Genomic DNA, 22,986 nt, shown 5'->3' with positions numbered 1-22,986 from the left:
CCCGGTCGTACGCCCACGAGCCTGACCCCGCCAGTAGTAGGACCGCTGAGCGTACGCAAAGCGGTGATCTGGGTGAACGTGCGTGACGATGCCACCCTGGGAGTCATGACCACCACTGTTGCCGCATACGCCGCGCCCAGCGCCAAGGCTCCGCTGGAGCGCACCACCATCGAGCGCCGCACGGTCGGCGAGCACGATGTACTGATCGACATCCAGTACGCCGGCATCTGCCACTCCGACATCCACCAGGCCCGTGAGGGCTGGGGCGAGGCCATCTTCCCGATGGTCCCCGGCCACGAGATCGCCGGTGTCGTCTCCGAGGTCGGCTCCGGCGTCACCAAGTTCAAGGTCGGCGACCGCGTCGGCGTCGGCTGCATGGTCGACTCCTGCCGCGAGTGCGAGCCCTGCCGCAGCGGCCGCGAGCAGCACTGCGTACGAGGGAACGTCCCGACGTACAACGGCGTCGGCAAGGACGGCCGGCCGACGTACGGCGGCTACTCCCAGAAGATCGTCGTCGACGAGGCGTTCACCCTGCGCATCCCCGACGGCATCTCCCTCGACGTGGCCGCCCCGCTGCTCTGCGCCGGCATCACCACGTACTCCCCGCTCAGGCACTGGGGCGCCGGCCCCGGCAAGAAGGTCGCCGTCGTCGGCCTCGGCGGTCTCGGCCACATGGGCGTCAAGATCGCCCATGCCCTCGGCGCGGAGGTCACCGTCCTGTCGCAGTCGCTGCGCAAGAAGGACGACGGGCTGAAGCTCGGCGCGGACCACTACTACGCGACGAGCGACCCGAAGACCTTCGAGGAGCTGGCGGGCACGTTCGACGTCGTCCTCTCCACGGTGTCGGCCCCGCTGGACTTCGGCGCGTACCTCGGCCTGCTCAAGACGGGCGGCGCCCTGGTCAACGTCGGCGCCCCCGAGGAGCCGGTCGCGCTGAACCTGTTCTCCCTCATCGGCGGCAACAAGACCCTCGCCGGCTCGATGATCGGCGGCATCGCCGAGACCCAGGAAATGCTCGACTTCTGTGCGGAGCACGGTCTGGGCGCGGAGATCGAACTCATCGAGGCGAGCCAGGTCAACGAGGCGTACGAGCGGGTCGTGAACTCGGACGTGCGGTACCGCTTCGTGATCGACGCGGCGACGATCTGAGTCCTGCCCGGGCAGATGATCGGCGCCCTCCCCGGGCGGCGGCGGGCTGGTGAGCACAGCCGCCGCGCCCGACCCGGGGGGGCTTTCCCGCCGCCACCGCCCGCGCGGCAGCCGTCGCTCACCGCGCCGGGCACCGGAGGACCATGCGTCGCTGCTCACGCTCGGCGACGACGGCAGACTCGGCCGCTCGAACCGGCTGCCGCGACGGGGATGCGCGATCGCAGTGCCCGCCGGCGGCCGCAGCACACGAGGCACGAGGACGGCCCCGCCGGAACACCGTCCGGCGGGGCCGCTCACGCGTTGCCGCTAGTTGCTGCGGCCCGCGGGATCGTGGGCGACGCTGTCGCGGCCCCCGTCCCCGGGGGCCGGGACCGCGCCGGCGGACCCGGTCCCGGTGGCCCGGTCGCCGTGCCCGGGCCACCAGGCCGCGTGCCCGATGAGCGCGGTGAGACTGGGCGTGAAGAACATCGACATCACGAAGGCGGCGACCGCGATGCCGAAGGAGACGGCGAAACCCATCTCCGTGAGCAGCGAGTTGCCCGCCAGCATCATCGTGGCGAAGGTGGCCGCCAGGATGAAGCCGGCCGCGGCGACGGTCGGCCCGGCGTGCCTGAGTGCCATGCCGGCGGCCTCGCGCGGCTCGCGGCCCTCGCGGGCCTCCTCGCGCAGCCGGGCGATCATGAGGATGTTGTAGTCCGTGCCGATGGCGACCACGAAGAGGTACATGATCACCGGCAGCATGAACATCAGGCCCGAGTGCCCCTGGCCGTTCTGGAAGATCCATACGGTGGCACCGAGGGTGGCGCCGAAGCCCAGGCCCACGGAGGCCATCAGGTACCAGGGTGCGACCACACTGCGCAACAGCAGTCCCAGAATGATCATGATGAGGACCGCGGCGACGGGGAAGACCGTGCGGTAGTCGTGGTTGACCGCGGCGTCGATGTCCTTGTAGATCGAGGACATGCCGCCGACCAGGGCCTCCGTGCCGTCGGGGGCGCCGGCGTGCGCGACGTCGCGCACCCGGCCCACGGCGTCGATGGCCTCGTCCGTCGACGCCTCGTACTTCAGCGTGACCGTGAAGTCGGCGGTGGTGCCCGCCTTGTCGACCTGGGTCATGCGGGCGTCCGCGACCCCGTCCACGGCGCCGAGCTTGCGCACGTAGGAGTCGAACGCGCCCCGGTCCAGCGGCTTGCCGTCGGTGCTGGACAGGTAGACGTCGGTGGGAGCGGCCGCGCCCGCCGAGTACGCCTTCTGCATCTCGTCCTGGGCGACCATGGACTCCTTGGTCTTGGGCATGGACCCGGACGCCAGGTCGAAGGTGGCGTTGAAGTTCAGGATGCCCAGGGACAGCACGACCAGGACGAGTCCGGACAGTCCGGCGGTCAGCGCCGGACGGCGCTGCACTCCGCGGCCGAGGGCGGCGAAGCGGGCGTTCTCCGGTTCCCGCTGCCAGGACTTTGACGGCCAGAAGACCTTCGGCCCGATGAGCGAGACCACGGCCGGGATCAGGGTCAGGCCCGCGACCAGCGTGGCGGCGACCGCGATGGCGAGGGCCGGTCCCATCTGCTTGAGGAAGCCGAGCGTGGACAGCACCAGCGCGAGGAAGGCGATGATGACCGCGCCGGCGGCCGAGGCGATGGCCTCACCGACGCGGTCGACCGCGTTGACCATGGCCTGCTTGGGTTCGTCGCCGGCGCGCAGGCGCTCGCGGTAGCGGAACATCAGGAACAGGAAGTAGTCCGTGCCCACGCCGAAGAGCACGACGATCAGGATCGACGAGATCGAGCTGTTGGCCTGGAGGCCGAACAGCTTGGTGGCGTAGGCGATCAGCCCGTTGGCGACGGCGGACACCAGGCCGATCAGGATCAGCGGCAGGATGGCGAGGATCGGTGCCCGGAAGATGATCAGCAGCGTCACCAGGATGATGACGAAGGTGCCGATGCCGATCAGTGCCTCTCCGCGTTTGGACGAGTCCTGCTGGTCGAGTGCCTGGGCCGCGGAGCCGCCCAGTTTGACCTCCAGGTGCGTGCCCTTGGCGAGTTGCTTGACGTCTTCGCGCAACACCTCGGCCGCGTCGGCCTGTTCGGGCTGACCGGCCTTCTTGCTGTCCATCTGGACCAGGGTCAGGTCGTACCTGCCGTCCTTGGACGGCTGGCCGGGGACGACCTTCTGCACCTGGTCGATGTGCTTCTTGCTCAGTTCGGTGGTGATCCGGGCGACGTCCTGTTTGTCGGCGTCGGTCAGCCGGCCGCCGTCGGTGCGCTGGTACAACGCGATCGCGGACGGCGTGAAGGCGCTGGGGAACGCCTTCTGCTGCAGGTCCGCCGCTCGGATGGATTCGTAACTCTTCGGCAGGAAACTGCTCTCGTCACTGTTCGAAGGCAGGCCGGGAGCCGTGGCGACGATCGCCACCGCGGCGATCAGCCAGGCCACGATCGTCCAGACGGGGTGTCGGACGACAGCGTTGCCTATTCGTCGGAACATGCGGGGGGTCCTCCTGGACAGGAAGATCACCGCAGCCCGGGGAGCGGTCCCCGGCATCGGCGACCCCGGCCGACGCGCGTCCAACGCACCGGCCGGATGGGTGTCTTAAGGGCCACATGGTAGTGACCACGCAAGGGGATCATTCCAGCAGGCGCGCCCCGGCACGACCGGATATCGGGCAGCCGGGACTTCGGGGCCGGATCCTCGCTCGACAGTACGGTGGGTCGCGGTGGCGGCGAGGTCTCGGCCGAGATGACCAGGCCGCGGTGCTCGCCGCGTTCAGCAGCGACGATCGGTCAGGACCAGCACCCCGCGTCCTCGGCACTGCCGTCGGCGTTGGCGCCGACCGAGACCTCGTAGGCGAGGCCTGGACCCACGTCAGGGGCGGGAGACCAGCCGCCGAGGCGGAAGTCGACGGTGAGCACCAGGTGACGGCCGTGGGCGGTCCTGGTCCAGCAGGCGCCTTCCTCGGCGGCCGGAGCCCCGCCGGGGGCGGGGTCGGGCTCGTCGCGCCAGCCCTGAACGGCGGCGGTGCGGGCGTAGTGCTCGATGACCGCCTGGCGGGTGCCGGTGAAGGCGTAGACGCGGTCCGCGTGCAGCCACGCCTTGCCGGGGCTGTCGTCGTCGCAGCCGGTCGACACGGCCGCTCCGCGGTAGTTGGCGGGTTCCCAAGCGCCGTCGGGGGCAGCGGACAGCACCGGTTGGGCGGCGAGGTCCTCGCGGGCGGCCCCGGTGCCGTCGCAGCTCCCGCCGTGCGTGAGGGGGCATCCGCCGCCGAGCAGGGCGGCGGGCAGCACGAGGGTCGCGGTCACAGCCGCGCGGCGGAGTGCGGAAAGCAGGACGGGTGACAACACTGCTCCTGGAGAAGGTGTGATGAGCGCACAGGGGCGGGATGTGTCAGATGCACCGCGAGCGGCTGTCCCCGAAGGTAGCCGTAGCGGTGGAGACAGCTCCGGACGGCGGATGTGCTGAGAGTGCGCCGGTCCGGGAGGCGCGTCTGCGCTGCGGCAGACCGGGTTGGCCGGCGTTGAGCGCGGCGGGGAACACTCGGGGAAGTGCGAAGCCGAGGACGGAGGAACCCAGCCACACCGCGGGCGGCCACGGGACGGAACGCAGGGCCGAGCCGACGGCGAACGCGGCCGGCCCCAGGAGCGCGAGGCGGGCCAGACCTGTCCGGGCGAGGACGCGGGAACTGGCCAGGCCGGCCACCACGGACGCGCCGCCGAGCAGCGCCGCGCCTCGTGCCGGGCGAGCGGGGTGTGGTACGTCCCGTTCTGCGCGTCCATCGGTGAACTCCTGCGCCAGGGGTGGAGGGCGATGGGCGGCCACGCCTGGGCGCGGGTGATCCACCGCCGTGGAGACGCGGGCCGGTATGGCATCACGGGCATATGCCCCGACGTCCCGCCCGAGCAGGGGCTTTGGGTCCTGGACAGTGGGGCGTGGGGAGGCCCGGGCGCCCGTCAGCCGGGCGGCCCACCGGCTCAGGCGGGCTGGATGCGGGCGCGCAGGAGGCAGAACTCGTTGCCTTCGGGATCGGTCAGCACGTGCCAGCTCTCGGTGCCGGTCTGGCCGACGTCGGCGGGAGTGGCGCCGAGGGCGAGCAGGCGCTCCAGTTCGGCGTCCTGGTCGCGGTCGGTGGCGTTGACGTCGATGTGCAGGGGTAGCTTGCCGGCCCGGGCATCGGTGCTGGGGCTGAGGACCAGGGTGGGCTGGGGGCCGCCGAATCCCGCGCCGGGCGGGCCGATCTCGATGCTTCCGTCGTCCTCCCGGCCCAGTTCGACGTAGCCGAGGACCTCGCTCCAGAACGCGGCGAGCCGCTCCGGGTCGGCGCAGTCGAGGACCAGTTCACTGATGCGGCATGCCATGGGCGTCAGTGTAGGCGGGCAGCCGGATCGCCGCGGGTGAGCGGCCACCGGGGCCTGGCCGCGGCGAGGAAACCCGTGACGTACTTCGTGTGCTCGCCCACGACTGAACCCTCACCGGTCAGTGAAGGCTTCCCGATCCCCAAACGGCGCAATGCCTGCTGCCAAGAAGTCACCGGACGATCAGACATGCGGTGTCGAACTTCCAATCTGCTGGAGGCTCCGATGAGTTCGCACCGACGAGGTGATGGGAAGGCGGGCGGCGAGCGCCCCGCGGACGCCCCATGGCGATCAGCTCCCCCGCTCACCGGGTGGCACTGCTTCGAACGGAACCAGGGCCGGCTCTCCGGCGGCCTCTGCGGCATACCGAGGAGGTGCTGATGGCCGCCAAGCCACCTACAGAACGGGGGACTTCGGTCCATGGGCGGTACGGTGCCGTTGCCGCACGAGGTCGGCAGGGCGTGCGGGACGCCGGGGCCGAGGCCTGGATGCCGCGGCTCGTCGGTGGGCGGCGACGCGCCGTCGCCGCCAGGTGTGCCGCCGCCAGGTGTGCCGCGTTCGGCACGTGTGGTCGGCGCTCCTCGACACGTGTGGCCGGCACCCGCGGTCGCGGACCGTGGTGCGGACGCCGTGGCGTGGTGGTGCGGACACGGAGTGGTTCCGACTGCCCGTCCCCCGGTCCGGCCCCGGCCGCGATGGATGCGGGTGGGGCGGCTTTCGCGCCGTCATCCGGGTGTGACGGGTGTGCATTTAAGCTCATGATCATGACACGTCCATACGTGGCTGACGTCGTGTAGGCGGCCCGGTGTGTCGCGCTGTGGGGCATGTGCGCAGGTAGGGGCGTTGCGGGGGCGTCCCGGGCGTCCCCCTGGTGGAGCAGGGAAGCGGCCGTCAGATGTCGTGCCGTGCTCCGAATGCGGCGCTCAAGTGGTGCGGGGCCGCGAGCCCGCACAAGGTGATCACGTCACGACTGTGATCCCGAAGAGCGGGAGTCGTGATGACTCACGAATGGCGAAGGGAACACCCATGCGTATCACTCGTACCCTGTTCACCTCTGCTGCGGTCGCCACCGCCGTGGCCCTCTCAGCTCCGGGAGCGGGTGCCGTGACTGCGGCCACCCTCTCCGGCGTCGTCTCCCACACGGCCGGCGTCACGGCCAAGGGTGACTCCGACGACCACGGCTCGGACGACGGCGGGGACAACGGCGGCGACCGCGGTGGCCGCGGCGGCGACAACGGCGGCGACCGCGGCGGTCGCGGCGGCGACAACGGCGGCGGCGACCGTGGCGGTCGCGGCGGCGACGAAGGCGGACGCGGCGGCGACGAGGGCGGTCACGGCAAGGACAAGCCTCGCGGCGGCGTCCACGCCGGCGGCGGCTTCCTCGCCCTGGCTCCCACCGGCGACAACGGCGGCGACGACAACGGCTCCGACCGTGGTGGCCGCGGCGGCGACAACGGCGGCGACCGCGGCGGTCGCGGCGGCGACAACGGCGGCGGCGACCGTGGTGGCCGCGGCGGCGACGAAGGCGGACGCGGCGGCGACAACGGCGGCGACCGCGGTGGCCGCGGCGGCGACGAGGGCGGTCACGGCAAGGACAAGCCTCGCGGCGGCGTCCACGCCGGCGGCGGCTTCCTCGCCCAGGACTCCAACAGCATGGGCGCGGGTGCCGCGCTGGTGCTCGGCGGTCTGGGGGTCGGCGCCTACATGCTGCGTCGCCGGCGCGCCGCGGACGGCTCCGCTGCCTGACCGGTCTCCGGTCGGCCACGCACCGCTGTCGCGGGTTCCGTAGCCCCGCGCGCTCCGGGCGACATGCCCGGAGCGTGGCAGGGGCCGAGGCGACGGAGTGTCCGCCGGCCCGCAGCCATCCTCATCACCACCGGTTCATGAAAGGCACCGAGCATGTCCGTGCAGCAGCCGTCCCAGAACGAGCAGTCCGGGACCAGGCACAGGGGTCCTCACCGACGTCGGCTGCTGTGGCCCGCGGCGGCGGTCGGACTGGGGCTCGTGCTGATCCACAACTCACTCGGCACCACCACGCAGGCGAGTCTGCCGTACCCGGCCCGCTCCAAGACGGTCGCACCGGCGACCCCGCGGCCGAAGGCCTCCCCGAGTCCCGACGGCCCGGCCCTGCCCCGGTCGGAGCCGAAGCGGATCTCGATCCCGGACATCGGCGTGGACGCGCCGTTCACCAATCTGTCGATCGGCACCTCGGGACAGCTGAACGCGCCGCCGGCCGACGACACCAATCTGGTCGGCTGGTTCCAGGGCGGGGCGTCGCCGGGTGAGCGCGGCGCGTCGATCGTCGTGGGCCATGTCGACACGAAGACCGGTCCCGCGGTCTTCGCCGGCCTGTCGACGCTGGAGCCCGGCAGCGACATCGACATCACGCGGGCGGACGGCACGGTCGCGAGCTTCAAGGTCGACGCCCTGGACACCTTCAGCAAGGCGGACTTCCCCGACGAGGAGGTCTACGCCGACACCCCCGACGCGGAACTGCGTCTGATCACCTGCGGTGGGCCCTACGACCGCACCGCGCAGGACTATGAGGCCAACCTGGTGGTGTTCGCCCACCTCGACTCCACCGAGCCGGCCGAGTGACCCTTCCCGGCGACAAGGAGCACAGCATGCCGACGGACCCGGTCGGACGATTCCTGGCGGCCCTCGACCCGGAGCACCGGGACGCCGTCGCCGCCGGGCCGCGTGAGGAGCAGGAGCGGCTCGCGGCGGCCTGGGAACGCGAACTCGAGGCGGACGACGAGCTGGACACCCTCGACGAGCTGTCCCCGTCGGCGGCGGAGGCCGAGGCGGCCCGGCGCGTCATGGAGCGGCAAGCCGGTTAGGGCGCCGCCGGCGCCTCGTGGGACGGCCCTTGGACGGCCCGGCGGTGTCCGCCGGGCCGTCGGCCGTGCCGCGGTCAGGGGGTGCGCGGGGTGACGGCCGCCTTGTACGTCCGCGACACCGGAGCCGGCCGTCTCGAGACGTGCCACCGACTCCCAGGCCACGGGTCAGACAGCCGTGCAGGGCCTCCGCGTCCCGGCGCGACCCGCGTGCCGCCTGGTCACGCGTGCACCCAGGTGGCGTATGCGGCGCGGTGGCGTGTGCCACGGGTCGGGGCACTCACGGGGACGGGGCGCTCCCCCTTCCTCGCCGGGACGGTCCGTTCCGCACGTCCGGTGCCGTACGCCGACACACACTGTTCATGTTCGCGGTGGAATCCCCCTGTCACGCGCGGGCGTTGTACCGGCATGACTGTGGGAGCGACCATCGACACGACCGGATCCCCCTTGCCCGTCGAGGAGGTGGTGCGCCAGGCGCGTGAAGCGCGGGCGTCCGGACTCACCTCCCTCTGGTTCGGCCAGACCTTCGGCTACGACTCGCCGACGATCGCCGCGATCGTCGGCCGCGAGGTGCCCGACATCCACCTCGGCACGTCCGCGCTCCCGGTGTTCGGCCGGCATCCGCTGCTCGTCAACAGCCAGGCGCAGACCGTGCAGGCCGCCACCGGGGGCCGCTACCATCTCGGGCTCGCCCTCGGCACCAAGCTGTTCACGGAGGGCGCCTTCGGGCTGCCCTTCGAGCGGCCGGTCGCCCGGCTGCGGGAATTCCTCACCGCGCTGCGCCAGTTGACCGAAACCGGCCGGTCCGAGTTCGAGGGAGAACTGCTCACCGCGCGCACCCCGCTGCCCGCGTCCGTGCCCGGCGCCGAACCCCGCGTGCCGCTGCTGGTGGCCGCGATGGGCCCGCAGGCGCTGCGGGTCAGCGGCCGCCTGGCCGACGGCATCCTGCCCTACCTCGCCGGCCCGCGTGCCCTGGAGGAGCACATCGTCCCGGCCCTCACCCGGGCCGCCGAGGAGGCCGGCCGGCCCGCGCCGCGCGTGGTCGCCTTCGTGCCCGGCGTCGTCACCTCCGCCCCCGACCGGGTCCGCACCGCGGCCCACGAGGCGCTCGGCTTCTACCAGCAGATCCCCTCCTACGCCCGGGTGATCGAGCAGTCCGGCGTCTCCCACCCGGTGGACCTCGCGGCCATCGGCGACGAGAAGGACCTCGCCGACACGGTCCGCCGCTACCGCGACGCCGGCGCCACCCAGGTCGTCGTCTCCGCGAGCGAACTCGGCGGCCCGGAGGACCGGTTGCGCACCTGGGAGGTGCTGGGAAGCCTGGCCTGACCGGTCCCCCGGGCGCGTCCTCTGCGACGATGGCGACGAAGGTCGCCGCGGACTGGGGGCGGGTGCGGGAGGTCGGCTGATGGACGGCGGGGCGCGGAGCGCCGGAACTCTCGGCAGGGGTGCGGGGGCCGCGAGTCTGCGCGCCCTGCTGTCCTTCGACGACGGGGAGGCCGTCCGGCTGCTGTGCGCACCGGCCGGAGCGGACACCGCCGTCGCTCATGTCGCCGTGGGCTTCGACGACTTGGTGCCGGGGCGGGAGCACGCGCTGCTGCTGGCCGTGGGCGCGCCCGCCGTGCCCTCGACCGTCCGGCGGGCGGCACGGCGCGGGGTCCGTGCCGTCGTACTGGGCGACTCGCCTGCTCACGAGCCCGATGCGCGGGCGGGGTTGGTCACGGCGGCCGAGGAGACCGGCGTCGCCCTGCTCGCCCGCGCCGAGGGGGCCGACTGGGGCCAGGTGGCCGCGCTGCTGCGCAGCGCCCTGGCCTACGCCGTCGCCGGGCGGACCGGTCCGGACGCCGGGGCCGCCGAGGCGGGCGAGGAGGCCTCCTCGCTCGCCGCACTCGCCGCTCAGGTGGCCGTCCGGGTCGGCGGCTCCATCACCATCGAGGACACCCGGCTGCGGGTCCTGGCCCACTCCGCGACCGGCGATGAGGCCGATCCGCTGCGCCGCACCACGATCCTGGGCGGCCGGGTGCCCTCGTGGCGGATCGCCGAACTGCGGCACAGCGGTCTGCTGCGCGCGCTGTGGACCTCGCCGGAGGTGATCCACCGGCCGGCCGACGCGGACGGGCCCGAACGGCTGGTGGTCGCGGTGCGCGGCGGGCGCGAGGTGCTGGGCTCGATCTGGGCGGCGGCGGACGGCGGCCCGCTGGCTCCCGACGCCGCCGCCCATCTGCGGGCGGCGGCGGGACTGGCGGCTCCGCTGCTGGTCGGCGAGCGGCTGCGGGAGAGCGGGACGGCACGACGCCGTGAGTCCGCGCTGCGCGGGCTGCTGGAGGGTTCCGGTCACCGGCGTACACATGCCTGGTCGCTGGGTCTGTCAGCGGACACGGCGTGCGCGGTCGTCGTGGCCGAGCGCCGGGCCGACGCGCCGGGCGTGGCGGGCGCCGACCGGGCGCTGGACGTGCTGGCGCTTCAGGCCGCGGCCCTGCGTCCGGGGACCGGGGTGGTGCGGGACGGGGACCGGCTGGTGCTGCTGGTCGTCTGCGACACGCCACCGCCCGGAGGGAACGGCTCGCCACCGCCCGGGGGGAACGGGCAGGGCGGCCTCGCCGAGCGGGACGGGCGGTCTCGTCGGCGGACGCCGGGAGGGCGCGGGCGCGACGAGAAGGGCCGGACCGGCGCGGCGGGCGGGGAAGCGGAGGAGAGCGGAGGCGAGGAGGACGGGATGAGCGCGGAGGCCGGGGAAGTGCTCGCTCTCGTCCGGGAGTTGGACCTGTCGGCCGCGGTGGTGGCCGGGGCCGCCCCGGTGTGGGTGGGGGCCGGCCCCGTACTGCCCTCGGTGCGGGCCGCGGAGTCCCGCGAGCGCGCCGAACTCGTCGTGCGGGCGCTGCGGGAGCGGGAGACGCGCGCCCTGGCCGCCGGGCTGCCCCGGCCGTCGCGGCACTCCGGGCCGTCCGGGGTGGACACGACGCTGGAGGTCCTGCGTGTGCTGGACGCCGCGCGGCCGGTGTGGGAGTCGGGGGCGGGACCGGTGCACACGTTCGTGCGGACGGACGCCGCCGCGGGCGGTGAGCTGCTGCGGACGCTGGCCGCGTTCCTCGACGCCGGGGGCGATGTGCAGGCGGCCGCGCGGCGGCTCGTCGTCCATCCCAACACCCTGCGCTACCGGCTCGGGCGCGTCCGCGAGCGGTACGGCATCGACCTGGCCGATCCGGACACCCGGCTCCTGGTCGCGCTGGCCGCCCGGCTCACCGTTCCCCCGCCCGGGTGACCGGCCCGGCGGGAGCCGTGCCGGGTCCGCCGGGTGTGTTGTGCGGGTGTACGAAGAAGTGGTCCGGCTTTGTGGCGCGGTCCGAAGACGTCCGGGCCGGCCGGGCGCGACGCTGGTGCCCGGTCCGCCGCCCGCGTGACGGCGCGCGGCCGGGACCGCACTGCCGCCGCCGAACGAGGAGACCCCCAGATGCCCGCCTCCGCCGACCGCACACCGGGCCCGACGCCCGGCCCCCTGCCCGCCGAGAACACACCCGGCGCGCTGCCGGCCGAGGACGCGCCCGGGCCGCTGGCGGGAGAGCGTGTGTCCGTGGAGCGAGTCCTGCGGCGTGCCGTGGCCGAGGGGATCCTCGGCCCCCGGCAACCGGTGGCCGGGTTCATCGACGTGCGGGGTGTGCGCGAGAGCGTCGCCGGACTGCACGCGGCGTTCACACGTGTGCCGGACGTCCTCCACACCTTCGCGGTGAAAGCCTGTTCCCTGGTGCCGGTGCTGCGGCTGTTGCGCGAGACCGGCATGGGCTGCGAGGTCGCCAGTCCCGGCGAACTGCGGCTCGCCCTGGACGCGGGGTTCCCGCCGGAGCGCATCGTCCTGGACGCGCCCGCCAAGACGCGTCCGGAGATCGCGCGGGCGCTGGCCCTGGGGGTGGCGCTGAACGCCGACAACCTCGACGAGCTGGACCGGATCGACGCGCTGCGCCCGCCCGGCTGCGCCTCCGTGCTGGGGCTGCGGGTCAATCCGCAGGTCGGCGGCGGGGCGATCGAGGCCATGAGCACCGCGACCCGGCACTCGAAGTTCGGTGTGGCACTGGGCGACCCGGGCGCCCGGGAGCGGGTCGTCGAGGCCTTCGTGCGGCGGCCCTGGCTGACCCGGCTGCACGCGCACGTCGGCTCGCAGGGGTGTCCGCTGCCGCTGATCGCCGAAGGGCTGGCCGCCGCGTACCGGCTGGCCGAGGAGATCAACGAACGGGCCGGGCGCCGACAGGTCACCAGTCTCGATCTCGGCGGCGGGCTGCCGGTGAACTTCGCCGACGACAGGACACTGCCCACCTACGCCGACTACGTCGCCGCCCTGGACGCCGCCGAGCCGGGCCTGCTGGGCGGGCGGTACGGGATCGTCACCGAGTTCGGCCGCTCCCTCCTCGCCAAGAACGGCTTCATGGCGGCGGTCGTGGAGTACGTCAAGGACGCGGGCGGGCGGCGGGTCGCGCTCACCCATGCCGGGGCGCACATCGCCACGCGCACGGTGTTCATGCCCGAGGCGTGGCCGCTGCGGGCGTCGGCGTACGGGCCGGACGGCGGCGCGAAGCGGGCTCCCCTGCTGCGGCAGGACGTGGCGGGGCCCTGCTGCTTCGCCGGTGACGTGGTCGCGCACGACCGGGCGCTGCCCGAGCTGGCCGAGGGCGATCTGGTGGTGCTGCACGACACCGGGGCCTACTACTTCTCGACGCCCTGGGCGTACAACAGCCTGCCGCGGCCCGCGGTGTACGGCTGTGCGGAGGCCGACGGGCGCATCGTGTTCGCGACGGTCCGGCGCGCGCAGACGCTGCGGGAGATCTCCGAGGAGAGCGGGCTGGCCCATGCCGACGCCCTGGTGGGGCCGCTGACGGAGGCGCGGCCGCCGTTCTGAGGCACGGGCGGCGTCCCGGGGACGGCCCGTCGGGAGCGCCGCGGAAGAACGGCCGACGTATGCCGTTCCCAAAGAACAGCTTTGATGTTCTCAAAGTACAAGTGTTAACGTTTCTGCCATGAAGTCAGCAGCAGCGCACCGCGCCGACGCCTCTCACGGCGCCGGCCGCGTCGTCATGGGCGTCGCGCTCGTGGCGCGTCTGCACGTCGATCTCTGCCGCTGCATGTCCGCGGTCTGTCGCGCCTGACCGCGCTCCCCCTCGCAGCGGCGCCGTCGACGCTTCTCTCACGGTCGCCGCTTCCTTGTTGCCCGTTCCTCCCGTCCCCTTCCGTGCGTCTCCCAGCTGGAGTGTGTCCGTGTCCGACGCCACCGATCCCAAGCCCGCGAAGCGCGGCTTCCGGATACCCGTACCGTTCTGGGCCCAGGTCCTGCTCGGCCTCGCCGTCGGACTGGTCCTCGGGTTCGTCGCCCGCACCTACGACGTGTCATGGCTGGCCACCACCCTCGACAAGGTGGGCGGCATCTTCGTGCAGCTGCTGAAGCTGGCCGTGGCCCCGCTGGTCTTCTTCGCGATCATGGTGTCCATCACCAATCTGCGGAAGGTCAACAACGCGGCCCGGCTGGCCGGCCGGACCCTGCTCTGGTTCATGATCACCTCGCTGATCGCGGTGGTCATCGGTCTGGCCATCGGCCTGATCTCCAACCCGGGCTCCGGCTCCGACCTCACCGCGGCCGACGGCGCCAAGCCGGACCACGCCGGCAGCTGGCTGGACTTCCTCACCGGCATCATCCCGACGGACGTCGTCACCCCGTTCACCGAGCTGAACGTGCTCCAGATCGTCTTCATGGCGGTCGTCGCCGGCATCGCCATCCTGAAGATCGGCACGAAGGCCCAGCCGATCCTGACCCTGTCCGAGTCGGTCCTGGAGCTGCTGCAGAAGGCCCTGTGGTGGGTGATCCTGCTCGCCCCGATCGGTTCCGCCGGTCTGATCGGCCGCGCGATCGTGGAGTACGGCTGGAACCTTCTCGGCGACTACGCCACCTTCACCGCCGACATCTACATCGGCTGCGCGCTGGTCCTGTTCGGCGTCTACCCGCTGCTGCTCGGCACCGTCGCCAAGCTGAACCCGCTCCAGTTCTTCAAGGGCGCCTGGCCCGCGATCCAGCTGGCGTTCGTCTCCCGCTCCTCGGTCGGCACCATGCCGGTCACCCAGCAGTCGGCGATCCGCCTCGGCGTCCCGAAGGACTACGCCTCCTTCGCCGTGCCGTTCGGCGCGACGACCAAGATGGACGGCTGCGCGGCGATCTACCCGGCCATCTCCGCGATCTTCGTGGCGCAGATCTTCGACGTGCCGCTGGGCATCAAGGAGTACCTGCTCATCGCGTTCGTCTCGGTGATCGGCTCGGCGGCCACCGCCGGTCTGACCGGTGCGACGGTCATGCTGACGCTCACCCTGTCCACCCTCGGCCTGCCGATGGAGGGCGTGGGTCTGCTGCTGGCCATCGACCCGATCCTGGACATGATGCGCACCGCCACCAACGTGGCCGGCCAGGCCCTCGTCCCGGTCCTCGTCTCCGCCCGCGAGAACATCCTGGACCGGACGAAGTACGACACCGCGTCGGCCTCCGCCGTCGACGACCTGGAGAGCGTCTACAGCGAGCCGCAGCCCGCGGCGGCGTCGGCCGCCTGACACCTCCCGGGGCCCGCACCCGGCTCCTGCTCGCCCCCTGCCGACAGCTTTCGGCAGGGGGCGGAGCTGTGGGCGGCGGGGCGCGAAGGGGCCGGCCGGGGGGCGGGGAGGCGTACCCTGCCCGCATGGACGCTCGTGTGCTGCCCGATCCGCCGATGAGCGGCGCGATGTCACCGCCGTCCGCGCCGCTCCGGAGCCGCGCCTTCGAGGCGGTCTCACGGCTGCTGGAGGCGGGGCGCGTCCTCGTACTCAGCGGCGCCGGCATCTCCACCGAGTCCGGCATCCCCGACTACCGCGGGCCCACGGGCAGCCGCCGCCGGCACACGCCGATGACCTACCAGGAGTTCACCGGCAGCGAGGAGAGCCGCCGCCGCTACTGGGCCCGCAGCCATCTGGGGTGGGAGACGATCACCGCCGCGCGGCCGAACGCCGGGCACCGGGCGGTCGCCCGCCTTGCCTCGGCCGGCGCCGTCTGCGGCGTCATCACCCAGAACGTGGACGGCCTGCACGCGGCGGCGGGTACCCGCGAGGCGGTCGAACTCCACGGCAGCCTGCACCGGGTCATCTGCCTGACCTGCGGCAACACCGTCTCGCGTGCGCATCTCGACCAGCGGCTGCGGGAGGCCAACCCGGGCTTCCGCGACCTCGCCGCCCGGGTCAACCCCGACGGCGACGCGGAACTGGCGCCCGAGCAGGAGGCCCATTTCCATACGGTGCCCTGCCAGGTGTGCGGCACCGGGACGCTCAAGCCGGACGTGGTCTTCTTCGGCGAGAACGTACCCAAGCCGCGGGTGGCGCAGTGCTACGAGCTGGTCGACGCGGCGTCCGCGCTGCTGGTGGCCGGGTCCTCGCTGAGCGTCATGTCCGGCCTGCGGTTCGTGCGCCGGGCGGCGAAGCAGGGCAAGCCGGTCGCCATCGTCAACCAGGGGGCGACGCGCGGCGACGACCTGGCCGCCGTACGGCTCGGGCTGCCCCTCGGCGCCACCCTCACGCGGCTCGCCGACCGGCTCGGCGCATAGGCGCGGACACCGGCGCCAGGGCTCGGAGGCAGGCCGCCCGCCCGGCTCAGACCGTCTTGCGGGCGGCCCGGTACAGCGCCTCGGAGGTGGACAGCAGCTCGCGCTGCTCCTCCTCGGAGCCGACCATCGGCTGGGAGCCGTGCAGCGGCACCTGTGCGCTCTCGGGCAGGAACTTCACGGTGACCAGGCCGATGACGCCGGCCGCCATCAGATAGTAAGCGGGCATCAGATCGTTGCCGGTGGCGCCGACCAGGGCGGCGGTGACCAGCGGAGTGGTGCCGCCGAACGCGGCGACGGCGAAGTTGAAGCCGATGCCCATGGCGGCGTAGCGGACGGCGGTCGGGAAGAGCGCGGGCAGGGTGGCGGCGCTCGGCGCGGCGAAGCCGGCCAGCAGGGTGGAGAGGATCAGCACGCCGAGGATCGGCGGCCAGGTGCCGTGCGCCTTGATCAGCAGGAAGGCGGGGACGGCCAGGACGATCATCGCGGCCGCCGCGACCGCGTACACCGGGCGGCGGCCGACGTGGTCGCTGAGCCGGCCGACGAAGGTGATGAGCAGCACGATCCACACCATGCCGAGCAGCACCAGGAGGTCGGCGGAGCCGCTGGAGCGGTGCAGGGTCTCGGTCTGGTAAGTGGGCAGGTAGCCGGTCACCATGTAGTTGGTGACGTTGTAGAGCAGCACGATGCCCATGCAGACCAGCAGGGCCTTCCAGTGCTTCCTGACGATGGTCTTGAACTCGCTGCCCGCCGACTTCTGGGCGAGGGACTTCTCGTGCTCGTCCAGCTGCTGCTGGAAGGCCGGCGACTCCTCCAGCCTGAGCCGCATGTACAGGCCGATGGCGCCGAGCGGTCCGGCGATGAGGAACGGCACCCGCCAGCCCCAGGCGAGCATCTGGGCGTCGGTGAGGGCGAGGTTGAGGACCGTGACCAGGGCGGAACCGAGCGCGTAGCCGACGAAGGTGCCGAAGTCGAGCCAGCTGGAGAGGAAGCCGCGGCGGCGGTCGGGCGAGTACTCGGCCACGAAGGTGGTCGCACCGCCGTACTCGCCGCCGGTGGAGAAACCCTGCACCATACGGGCGAGCAGCAGCAGGACGGGGGCGGCGATGCCGATGGTGGCGTAGCTCGGGATCAGGCCGATGGCGAACGTCCCGATCGCCATCATGATCATGGTGGTGGCGAGGACCTTCTGCCGGCCGAGCCGGTCGCCGAGGGGTCCGAACACCAAGCCGCCGAGCGGCCGTACGACGAACGCGGCCGCGAAGGTCGCGAAGGAGGAGATCACCTGGGCGCCCGGGGAGGCGCCGGGGAAGAACACCTTGCCGATGGTGGCGGCGAGGTAGCTGTAGACGCCGAAGTCGAACCACTCCATGCAGTTGCCGAGGGCGGAGGCGCCGACCGCCCGTTTGAGCAGGGGCGGTTCCACGACCTGCACGTCCTCCTCGCGCAGCGCTCTCCTGCTGCGCCTGAGCCTGCGGGTCAGCTCCTCGCGGACCTGCCGCGGCATCGTCGCGAGAGCTTCCCTCAGCCGCTCCGTGCCGAGGGGGTCGGTCTGTCCTTCAGGTGTCACATCGGCCACCACACCACCTTGCCCCCGAATTCGCATTCGTAACGTGGCGATGTGCGAAGAAGATCGTCAGGTGGTGTGCGGGTCCGCCGGACGCGCGGGGGCGCCCTGCCGGGCGGTGTCGACGAGGGCGCGCAGGCAGGCCATGAAGAGGGGGTGGTGCGCGGGCGCGTCGTCGTGCCGCAGGACGGCGCCGAAGTACTGGCTCAGGGCGCCGCCCACGGCGGAGCCGATGACGGCGTGCATCGGGTGGGTCTCGGGCAGTCCGGTCGCGGCGGCGAGCGCGGGGCCGGTGAGGCGTACCGCTTCGGCCAGCTGGCTGCTGCCGTGCGCCTCGAGCGCGGGGTTGGCCTCGAACATCGCGGTGAGCAGGGCCAGCAGCTCCGGGTCCAGGGCGTCGGCCTCGCCGGTGAGCCAGATGTCGACGACGTCCAGGAAGCCGGCGCCGGGGCGGGCCGTGAAGACGGCGGAGAGCCGGGCCGCGATCTCGTTCGGCACGGACAGGGCGATGTCGTGCTTGGAGGGGAAGTACAGCGAGACGGTGCGGGGGGCGACCTCGGCCGCCTGGGCGATGTCGGCGATGGTGGTGCCGTCGTAGCCCCGCTCGGCGAACAGGCGCATGCCCGAGCGTCTGATCGCCTCCCGGCGCCGGGCCTTGCTCCGCTCCCGGTGGGAGGTTCCGCTCTCGCCAGTCATGGCCCGTAGCGTAGCCGGGGCGGGCGGCGCACGGACGGGGCCGTCGCGGTGGACTGCCCCCGTCCGTGCGCCCTTGGGTCCGGGATGCGTGTGAGGCGGGCCGGTCACGCCTCGTCCCAGGTGACGAGCATCTTCGAGAAGCCCTTCACCCCGGAGCCGGTCTTGCGTTCGAGGTCGGCGCCGGTGCCGGCCAGACGCAGGCCGGGCAGCCGGGTGAGGAGGGTGCGCAGGGTCACCTGGAGTTCCATCCGGGCCAGTTGCGCGCCCAGGCAGTGGTGCGGGCCGTGGCCGAATCCGACGTGGGAGGCCTCCTGCCGGGTCACGTCCAGTTGCTCGGGGCAGGTGAAGACGGCGGCGTCGCGGTTGGCCGCCACGTTGGAGGTGACGACGGGTTCGCCGGCGCGCACCACGCCGCCGCTCAGCTCCACGTCCTCCAGGGCGTAGCGGGCGATCCCGGCGTCGCCGAGCGGCACGAACCGCATCAGCTCCTCCACCGCCTGGGGCACGAGGTCCAGGTCGGCGCGGAGGCGGGCCAGCTGGTCGGGGTGGTCGAGCAGTGTGTACACGAAGTTCGGGATCTGGCTGGCGGTCGTCTCGTGGCCCGCGACGAGCACGCCGACGCCCATGGCCACGAGTTCGTCCTCCGAGAGCCGCTCCTCCTCGTCGCGGGCGGCGACCATCACGCCGAGCAGGTCGTCCGTGGGCTCCGTGCGTCGTTCGGCGATCAGGGCGGCCATGTAGGCGGACAGTTCGTCGGCGTACCGCTCCACCTCCTCCGGGGTGAAGCGGGTGGTGGACAGCAGGGCGTCCGACCAGAGCCTGAAGCGGGTACGGTCCTCCAGCGGCACGCCGAGCAGCTCGCAGATCACCGTGACGGGCAGCGGCAGGGCGAAGCCGGCCACCAGGTCGGCGGGCGGCCCCTGGGCGATCATGGCGTCGACGAGTCCGTCGGCGATCGCCTGGGCGCGCACCCGCAGTTCCTCCACCCGGCGGACGGTGAAGGCCTTGGCGACCACACGCCTGAGCCGGGTGTGCTCGGGCGGGTCGAACTCCAGGATGTTGCCGGGCAGGCCGCGGTAGGGACGGGTGCGGGGCTCGTCCTCGGTGACCGCGCGGGCCCGGCTGAAGCGGGGGTCGCCCAGTACGGTCTTCACGTCCTCGTAGCGGGTCACCAGCCAGGCCGGCTCGCCGTGCGGCAGCCGTACCGGGCACAGCGGCTCGTTCTCGCGGAGCTGTTCGAAGCGCGGTTCGACGTAGAGCTCGTCGGTCACCTTGAACGGGTAGGGCCGAGGACTGCTGATGGTCATAAGGGGTGCCGCCTCTCGTGGGGGGAGAGCCGTCCGCACGGGACCGCGCGCCGGTCATACCGCCTCGGAGGGCGGCCGGTGCTCGCGTCCGGTGCCCGGACCGTCGCGTTTCTCCAGTATTCGGCACCCTAGGCAATCGTGCAGGGGGCTGCAATATTGCTTTCGGACGTACGGTTCCTGGCCGGTACCGTCGCCCGGCGCGCGGGCGTCTTTGGGCTTCCCGGGACGGCCGCACGGGCGTCACGGATGCGGCGGGGCGGAGGCCGGTGTCTCCGGCCCCCACCCCTGGACCGGGGCTATCCGGTCGTCACGGATTGACGCAGCCGATCGAGCCGATCGGGTAGTCGTTGCCCGTGGACGTGGCGGTGAAGCCGAAGGTCACGCTGCCGTCGGGCGGCACGACCCGGTTGTAGTCCGCGTTCGTGACCGTGACCGTGCCGTCTGCGGCCGTCGTCAGGGCGCCGTTCCACGCGGTGCCGATCCGGGTGCCGGCACCCGGCTTCCACGCCACCGACCAGCCGTTCAGCGGCGTGGTGCCGTGGTTCATCACCTCCACCGAGCCCTGGAACCCGCCGCTCCAGGAGTTGGTCACGGAGTACACGGCCATGCAGGAGCCGGTGTGCGGGTCGCTCGGGGTGGGGGTGGGGGTGGGGGTCGGCGTGGGGGTGGGGGTGGGGGTCGGCGTGGGGGTGGGGGTGGGCGTCGAGGAGCCCTGGCCGCGGATGCCGGTCACCTCGCCGTGGCCGCCGTCGAAGACGACGTCCGAGCAGGAGAAGAAGTTCTCCTGGCTGTCCGAGCGCACCCACTGGATGAACACCAGCGCGTCGCCGGAACGGCCGGAGGGCAGCTTCAGGTCCCAGTAGTAGTGGCCGCCGTTGGTGCCGGGCGAGCCCACTTGCGGCGGGTTGGTGACCGTCTGGATCAACTCCAGGTCGGACCAGCGTAGTTGCGAGGACGGTGACCAGCCCGCCTTGGTCACGTAGACCCGGAAGTCGCCCGGGTGCGCGGCCCAGTTGCTGTACTGCGCCTGGATCGTCGCGCCGGAGGTGAGGTGCGTCCTCGGCCAGTCGGAGCGGGCGGCGTTGTAGGCCGAGAAGTCGTACGGCGACCTGTCGCCCGCGCTGCACAGGGTGCCGTCCGGCACGTAACCGGCGCCCCGGCCGCCGGCGTTGGAGTCGAGCACGGCGAACCAGTTGTACAGCGCCGTCGCGCCGCTCTTGGCCAGCGCGTCCTTGCACGCGGGGTTCGTCGGGTCGAGGGCGCCGGTGCTGGTCTGGGCGTCCAGATAGCACAGGTAGGTGCGCGATCCGGGGAGCATCGCCACGCCGTGCGCTTCGGCGCGGCCCTGCCCGAGGAGGGTCAGCCCCAGGGCCGCGAGGAGGGTGGCGAAGGCCGCCGCCACCGACAGGAGTCTGCTGCGTCGAGCCACGTTCGGTCCTTCCGTCGGACGAGGTCGATCGGTTGGGTTGTCGCCGTGATCAGCTGCGTTGCGTCGTGATCCGTGCGTTCTCGTCGTGCGGTGTCCGGTGGGTGCTGGAGCCCTCGTCCGCCCGGGGGAGGCGCCGCCGGACGGACGAGGGAGCGGGACCGGCGGCATGTGAGCGCTCCCGCTCCACCCCACGGAAGTGGGAGCGCTCCCAGCACCGGTTGCACGGGACTGTAGGAGCAACGCATGTCCCTGACAAGACTGTGGACGGAAGGAGGTGGGAGACGGTGACCGAAGGCCTGGTCAGAGGGCTTTCGGTGGGCGCGGGGAACGTGGTGCGCGGCCCGGCGCGCCCCCGAAAAGTTTCGATGTGCAAGGCCTGCCGTACGGCGCGGGTCCCGGCAGGGAGCGCGGCACGAGTCCCGCACCGTCCTCAGGCCGACTCGCGGATCACCAGTTCGGTGGGCAGCACCACGTGCCGCGGGACCGTCTGGCGGTCCTCCATCTCCGCCAGCAGCAGGCGGACCATCGCACGGCCGATCTCCGCCATCGGCTGGCGGACGGTGGTGAGCTGCGGGACGGTGTCCCGGGCCAGCGGGAAGTCGTCGAAGCCGATCACGGCGACGTCCTCGGGCACCCGGCGGCCGGCCTCCCGCAGGGCGGTCAGCGCCCCGGCGGCGGTGGTGTCGGAGGCGGCCAGCACCCCGTCGACGTCCGGGTGCCGCGCGAGGAGTTCCGCCATCGCGCGGCGGCCGCTCGCCTCGGTGAAGTCGCCCTCGGCCGTCCAGGACGGTCCGCCGTCCAGGCCCGCCCGCGCCAGGGCCTCCCGGTAGCCCTGCAGCCGGCACTGGGCGACGTACATGTCCAGCGGCCCGGTGATGGCGGCGATCGCGGTGCGGCCCCGGCCGAGGAGACGGTCGACGGCGTCGCGGGCTCCGCCGGTGTTGTCCGCGTCGACGTAGGCGACGCGTTCGCCGCCCGAGCGCCGGCCGAGCAGGACCGTGGGCAGCCGGGCCTCGGCGAGCATGTCGGGCAGCGGGTCGTCGGCGCGTACCGACACGAGCAGCACTCCGTCGACCCGGCCGCCGCGCGCGTACTCCACGAACCGCTTGCGCTCGTCGTCGGTGCGGATGAGGGTGAGCAGGAGCTGGACGCCGGTCTCGGCGAGGGCGTCGCCGACGCTGTGCACGGTCTCGGCGAAGAACGGCTCGCCGAACAGCCGCCAGTCCCGCTCCGTCATGGCGAGCGCGACCGCGTCCGCGCGCCGTCCCGCCAGGGAGCGGGCCGCCAGATTGGGGACGTAGCCCAGTTCCGCGATGGCCTCGCGCACGGCGCGGCGGGTCGACTCCTTCACACCCGCCGCGTTGTTGACGACGCGCGAGACGGTGCCCCGCCCGACACCCGCGCGGGCGGCCACCTCCTCCAGCGTCGGCGTGTCCGGGCGCCGCCTGCCCATGGCCACCTCCCCCAAGGAAGCTCCGATCCTACGGCCCCGGCGCGCCGCACGTCCCCCTGTCCGGTCCCCGGTGCCCGCCGCCGCCCCGGCAGCGGGCGGGCGAAGAGGTGACCGATGGCTTCCGGCGGCCTCCGGCACCGTGAGATTCGCGGGGGGTGGGGTAGGTGATGTTCCAGCCAGTGAATCGCGCACATCAGTGGAGGACCCCATGTTCGAGGCCCAGGACATCCGCGAGTGGCGGGGACACCCCGTGCACGGGGGCGACGGCAGCAAGATCGGCGAGCTGGAGGCCGTCTACGTCGACACGATCACGGACGAGCCGTTCTTCGCCACCGTGAAGACGGGCATGCTCGGCCGGCAGCGGCTGGTGTTCGTGCCGCTCGCCGGGGCGACCGTGAGCCCCGGCCACCTGAACGTCGCCTACGACAAGAAGTACGTCAAGGACGCCCCGTCCATCGACACCGACGGGGAGCTTCCCGTTGGGGACGAGCCGGCGGTGTTCGAGCACTACGGGCTGCCGTACGAGACCGGCGCCACCGGGCAGCGGCGGCTCGCCCGCCGCTGAGGCGCCGGCCCCACGGGGCCCCCGCCCGGCCCGGGCCCCCGA

The 22,986-nt window shown here is 72.9% G+C and carries 19 protein-coding genes; 11 read left to right on the top strand and 8 right to left on the bottom strand.

Annotated elements, in window-relative coordinates:
- Positions 1-105 precede the first annotated feature (105 nt).
- On the top strand, positions 106-1,149 hold the full coding sequence (locus tag AB0N63_RS20830) for an NAD(P)-dependent alcohol dehydrogenase (protein WP_365530474.1): 1,044 nt from the start codon (positions 106-108) through the stop codon (positions 1,147-1,149).
- 306 nt (positions 1,150-1,455) lie between these two features.
- Here the strand turns inward: AB0N63_RS20830 and AB0N63_RS20825 are convergent, their stop codons facing one another.
- From AB0N63_RS20825 to AB0N63_RS20815, 3 genes are all read right to left on the bottom strand, one after another.
- Positions 1,456-3,633 (bottom strand): MMPL family transporter, encoded by a 2,178-nt coding sequence (locus AB0N63_RS20825; protein ID WP_365530473.1) that lies wholly within the window; start codon positions 3,631-3,633, stop codon positions 1,456-1,458.
- Positions 3,634-3,929: 296 nt separating this feature from the next.
- Entirely contained in the window at positions 3,930-4,445 is a 516-nt protein-coding gene (locus AB0N63_RS20820) for a hypothetical protein (RefSeq protein WP_365530472.1), read from the bottom strand.
- A 669-nt stretch (positions 4,446-5,114) separates the two neighbouring features.
- Complete coding sequence (locus AB0N63_RS20815; protein ID WP_365530471.1) at positions 5,115-5,498, bottom strand: VOC family protein; 384 nt, start codon at positions 5,496-5,498, stop codon at positions 5,115-5,117.
- A gap of 1,023 nt (positions 5,499-6,521) precedes the next feature.
- Between AB0N63_RS20815 and AB0N63_RS20810 the strand changes: the two genes are divergently transcribed.
- From AB0N63_RS20810 to AB0N63_RS20770, 9 genes are all read left to right on the top strand, one after another.
- The gene (locus AB0N63_RS20810; protein ID WP_365530470.1) at positions 6,522-7,241 is read left to right on the top strand and encodes a hypothetical protein; all 720 of its coding nucleotides are present in this window, start codon (positions 6,522-6,524) and stop codon (positions 7,239-7,241) included.
- 153 nt (positions 7,242-7,394) lie between these two features.
- Entirely contained in the window at positions 7,395-8,093 is a 699-nt protein-coding gene (locus AB0N63_RS20805; RefSeq protein ID WP_365530469.1) for a class F sortase, read from the top strand.
- Positions 8,094-8,119: 26 nt separating this feature from the next.
- Positions 8,120-8,335, top strand: a complete 216-nt coding sequence (locus AB0N63_RS20800; RefSeq protein ID WP_365530468.1) for a hypothetical protein — start codon at positions 8,120-8,122, stop codon at positions 8,333-8,335.
- 405 nt (positions 8,336-8,740) lie between these two features.
- Positions 8,741-9,661, top strand: coding sequence for an LLM class F420-dependent oxidoreductase (locus AB0N63_RS20795; protein ID WP_365530467.1), 921 nt, complete (start codon positions 8,741-8,743; stop codon positions 9,659-9,661).
- A gap of 79 nt (positions 9,662-9,740) precedes the next feature.
- Entirely contained in the window at positions 9,741-11,594 is a 1,854-nt protein-coding gene (locus tag AB0N63_RS20790; protein WP_365530466.1) for a helix-turn-helix domain-containing protein, read from the top strand.
- Between the two features lie 189 nt (positions 11,595-11,783).
- Positions 11,784-13,220 (top strand): diaminopimelate decarboxylase, encoded by a 1,437-nt coding sequence (locus tag AB0N63_RS20785; protein WP_365530465.1) that lies wholly within the window; start codon positions 11,784-11,786, stop codon positions 13,218-13,220.
- A 118-nt stretch (positions 13,221-13,338) separates the two neighbouring features.
- A complete protein-coding gene (locus AB0N63_RS20780; RefSeq protein ID WP_365530464.1) occupies positions 13,339-13,467 on the top strand; it encodes a hypothetical protein in 129 nt (42 codons plus the stop codon).
- A 103-nt stretch (positions 13,468-13,570) separates the two neighbouring features.
- Positions 13,571-14,911, top strand: a complete 1,341-nt coding sequence (locus AB0N63_RS20775) for a dicarboxylate/amino acid:cation symporter (RefSeq protein ID WP_365530463.1) — start codon at positions 13,571-13,573, stop codon at positions 14,909-14,911.
- Positions 14,912-15,036: 125 nt separating this feature from the next.
- On the top strand, positions 15,037-15,930 hold the full coding sequence (locus AB0N63_RS20770; protein ID WP_365530462.1) for an NAD-dependent protein deacetylase: 894 nt from the start codon (positions 15,037-15,039) through the stop codon (positions 15,928-15,930).
- A gap of 46 nt (positions 15,931-15,976) precedes the next feature.
- Here AB0N63_RS20770 and AB0N63_RS20765 read toward each other — a convergent pair whose 3' ends face one another.
- From AB0N63_RS20765 to AB0N63_RS20745, 5 genes are all read right to left on the bottom strand, one after another.
- Entirely contained in the window at positions 15,977-17,509 is a 1,533-nt protein-coding gene (locus AB0N63_RS20765; protein ID WP_365530461.1) for an MFS transporter, read from the bottom strand.
- 54 nt (positions 17,510-17,563) lie between these two features.
- Positions 17,564-18,190 (bottom strand): helix-turn-helix domain-containing protein, encoded by a 627-nt coding sequence (locus tag AB0N63_RS20760; protein WP_365530460.1) that lies wholly within the window; start codon positions 18,188-18,190, stop codon positions 17,564-17,566.
- Positions 18,191-18,294: 104 nt separating this feature from the next.
- Positions 18,295-19,497 (bottom strand): cytochrome P450, encoded by a 1,203-nt coding sequence (locus tag AB0N63_RS20755; protein WP_365530459.1) that lies wholly within the window; start codon positions 19,495-19,497, stop codon positions 18,295-18,297.
- A gap of 307 nt (positions 19,498-19,804) precedes the next feature.
- Positions 19,805-20,926 (bottom strand): lytic polysaccharide monooxygenase, encoded by a 1,122-nt coding sequence (locus tag AB0N63_RS20750; protein ID WP_365530458.1) that lies wholly within the window; start codon positions 20,924-20,926, stop codon positions 19,805-19,807.
- A 430-nt stretch (positions 20,927-21,356) separates the two neighbouring features.
- Positions 21,357-22,379, bottom strand: coding sequence for a LacI family DNA-binding transcriptional regulator (locus AB0N63_RS20745; protein ID WP_365530457.1), 1,023 nt, complete (start codon positions 22,377-22,379; stop codon positions 21,357-21,359).
- Between the two features lie 208 nt (positions 22,380-22,587).
- On the opposite strand from AB0N63_RS20745, the gene AB0N63_RS20740 reads away from it, so the two are divergent.
- On the top strand, positions 22,588-22,944 hold the full coding sequence (locus AB0N63_RS20740) for a PRC-barrel domain-containing protein (protein WP_365530456.1): 357 nt from the start codon (positions 22,588-22,590) through the stop codon (positions 22,942-22,944).
- Positions 22,945-22,986: the final 42 nt, after the last annotated feature.

It is taken from the genome of Streptomyces sp. NPDC093260 (genome assembly GCF_040683715.1).
In the GTDB taxonomy this organism is placed as follows: Bacteria; Actinomycetota; Actinomycetes; order Streptomycetales; family Streptomycetaceae; genus Streptomyces; species Streptomyces sennicomposti.
This window is presented reverse-complemented; position numbering and strand designations above follow the sequence as displayed.

Coding starts and splice junctions, on each gene's coding strand:
- AB0N63_RS20830 (WP_365530474.1), top strand. CDS start 106: ATGACCACCACTGTTGCCGCATACGCCGCGCCCAGCGCCAAGGCTCCG.
- AB0N63_RS20825 (WP_365530473.1), bottom strand. CDS start 3,633: ATGTTCCGACGAATAGGCAACGCTGTCGTCCGACACCCCGTCTGGACG.
- AB0N63_RS20815 (WP_365530471.1), bottom strand. CDS start 5,498: ATGGCATGCCGCATCAGTGAACTGGTCCTCGACTGCGCCGACCCGGAG.
- AB0N63_RS20810 (WP_365530470.1), top strand. CDS start 6,522: ATGCGTATCACTCGTACCCTGTTCACCTCTGCTGCGGTCGCCACCGCC.
- AB0N63_RS20805 (WP_365530469.1), top strand. CDS start 7,395: ATGTCCGTGCAGCAGCCGTCCCAGAACGAGCAGTCCGGGACCAGGCAC.
- AB0N63_RS20800 (WP_365530468.1), top strand. CDS start 8,120: ATGCCGACGGACCCGGTCGGACGATTCCTGGCGGCCCTCGACCCGGAG.
- AB0N63_RS20795 (WP_365530467.1), top strand. CDS start 8,741: ATGACTGTGGGAGCGACCATCGACACGACCGGATCCCCCTTGCCCGTC.
- AB0N63_RS20790 (WP_365530466.1), top strand. CDS start 9,741: ATGGACGGCGGGGCGCGGAGCGCCGGAACTCTCGGCAGGGGTGCGGGG.
- AB0N63_RS20785 (WP_365530465.1), top strand. CDS start 11,784: ATGCCCGCCTCCGCCGACCGCACACCGGGCCCGACGCCCGGCCCCCTG.
- AB0N63_RS20780 (WP_365530464.1), top strand. CDS start 13,339: ATGAAGTCAGCAGCAGCGCACCGCGCCGACGCCTCTCACGGCGCCGGC.
- AB0N63_RS20770 (WP_365530462.1), top strand. CDS start 15,037: ATGGACGCTCGTGTGCTGCCCGATCCGCCGATGAGCGGCGCGATGTCA.
- AB0N63_RS20760 (WP_365530460.1), bottom strand. CDS start 18,190: ATGACTGGCGAGAGCGGAACCTCCCACCGGGAGCGGAGCAAGGCCCGG.
- AB0N63_RS20755 (WP_365530459.1), bottom strand. CDS start 19,497: ATGACCATCAGCAGTCCTCGGCCCTACCCGTTCAAGGTGACCGACGAG.
- AB0N63_RS20745 (WP_365530457.1), bottom strand. CDS start 22,379: ATGGGCAGGCGGCGCCCGGACACGCCGACGCTGGAGGAGGTGGCCGCC.
- AB0N63_RS20740 (WP_365530456.1), top strand. CDS start 22,588: ATGTTCGAGGCCCAGGACATCCGCGAGTGGCGGGGACACCCCGTGCAC.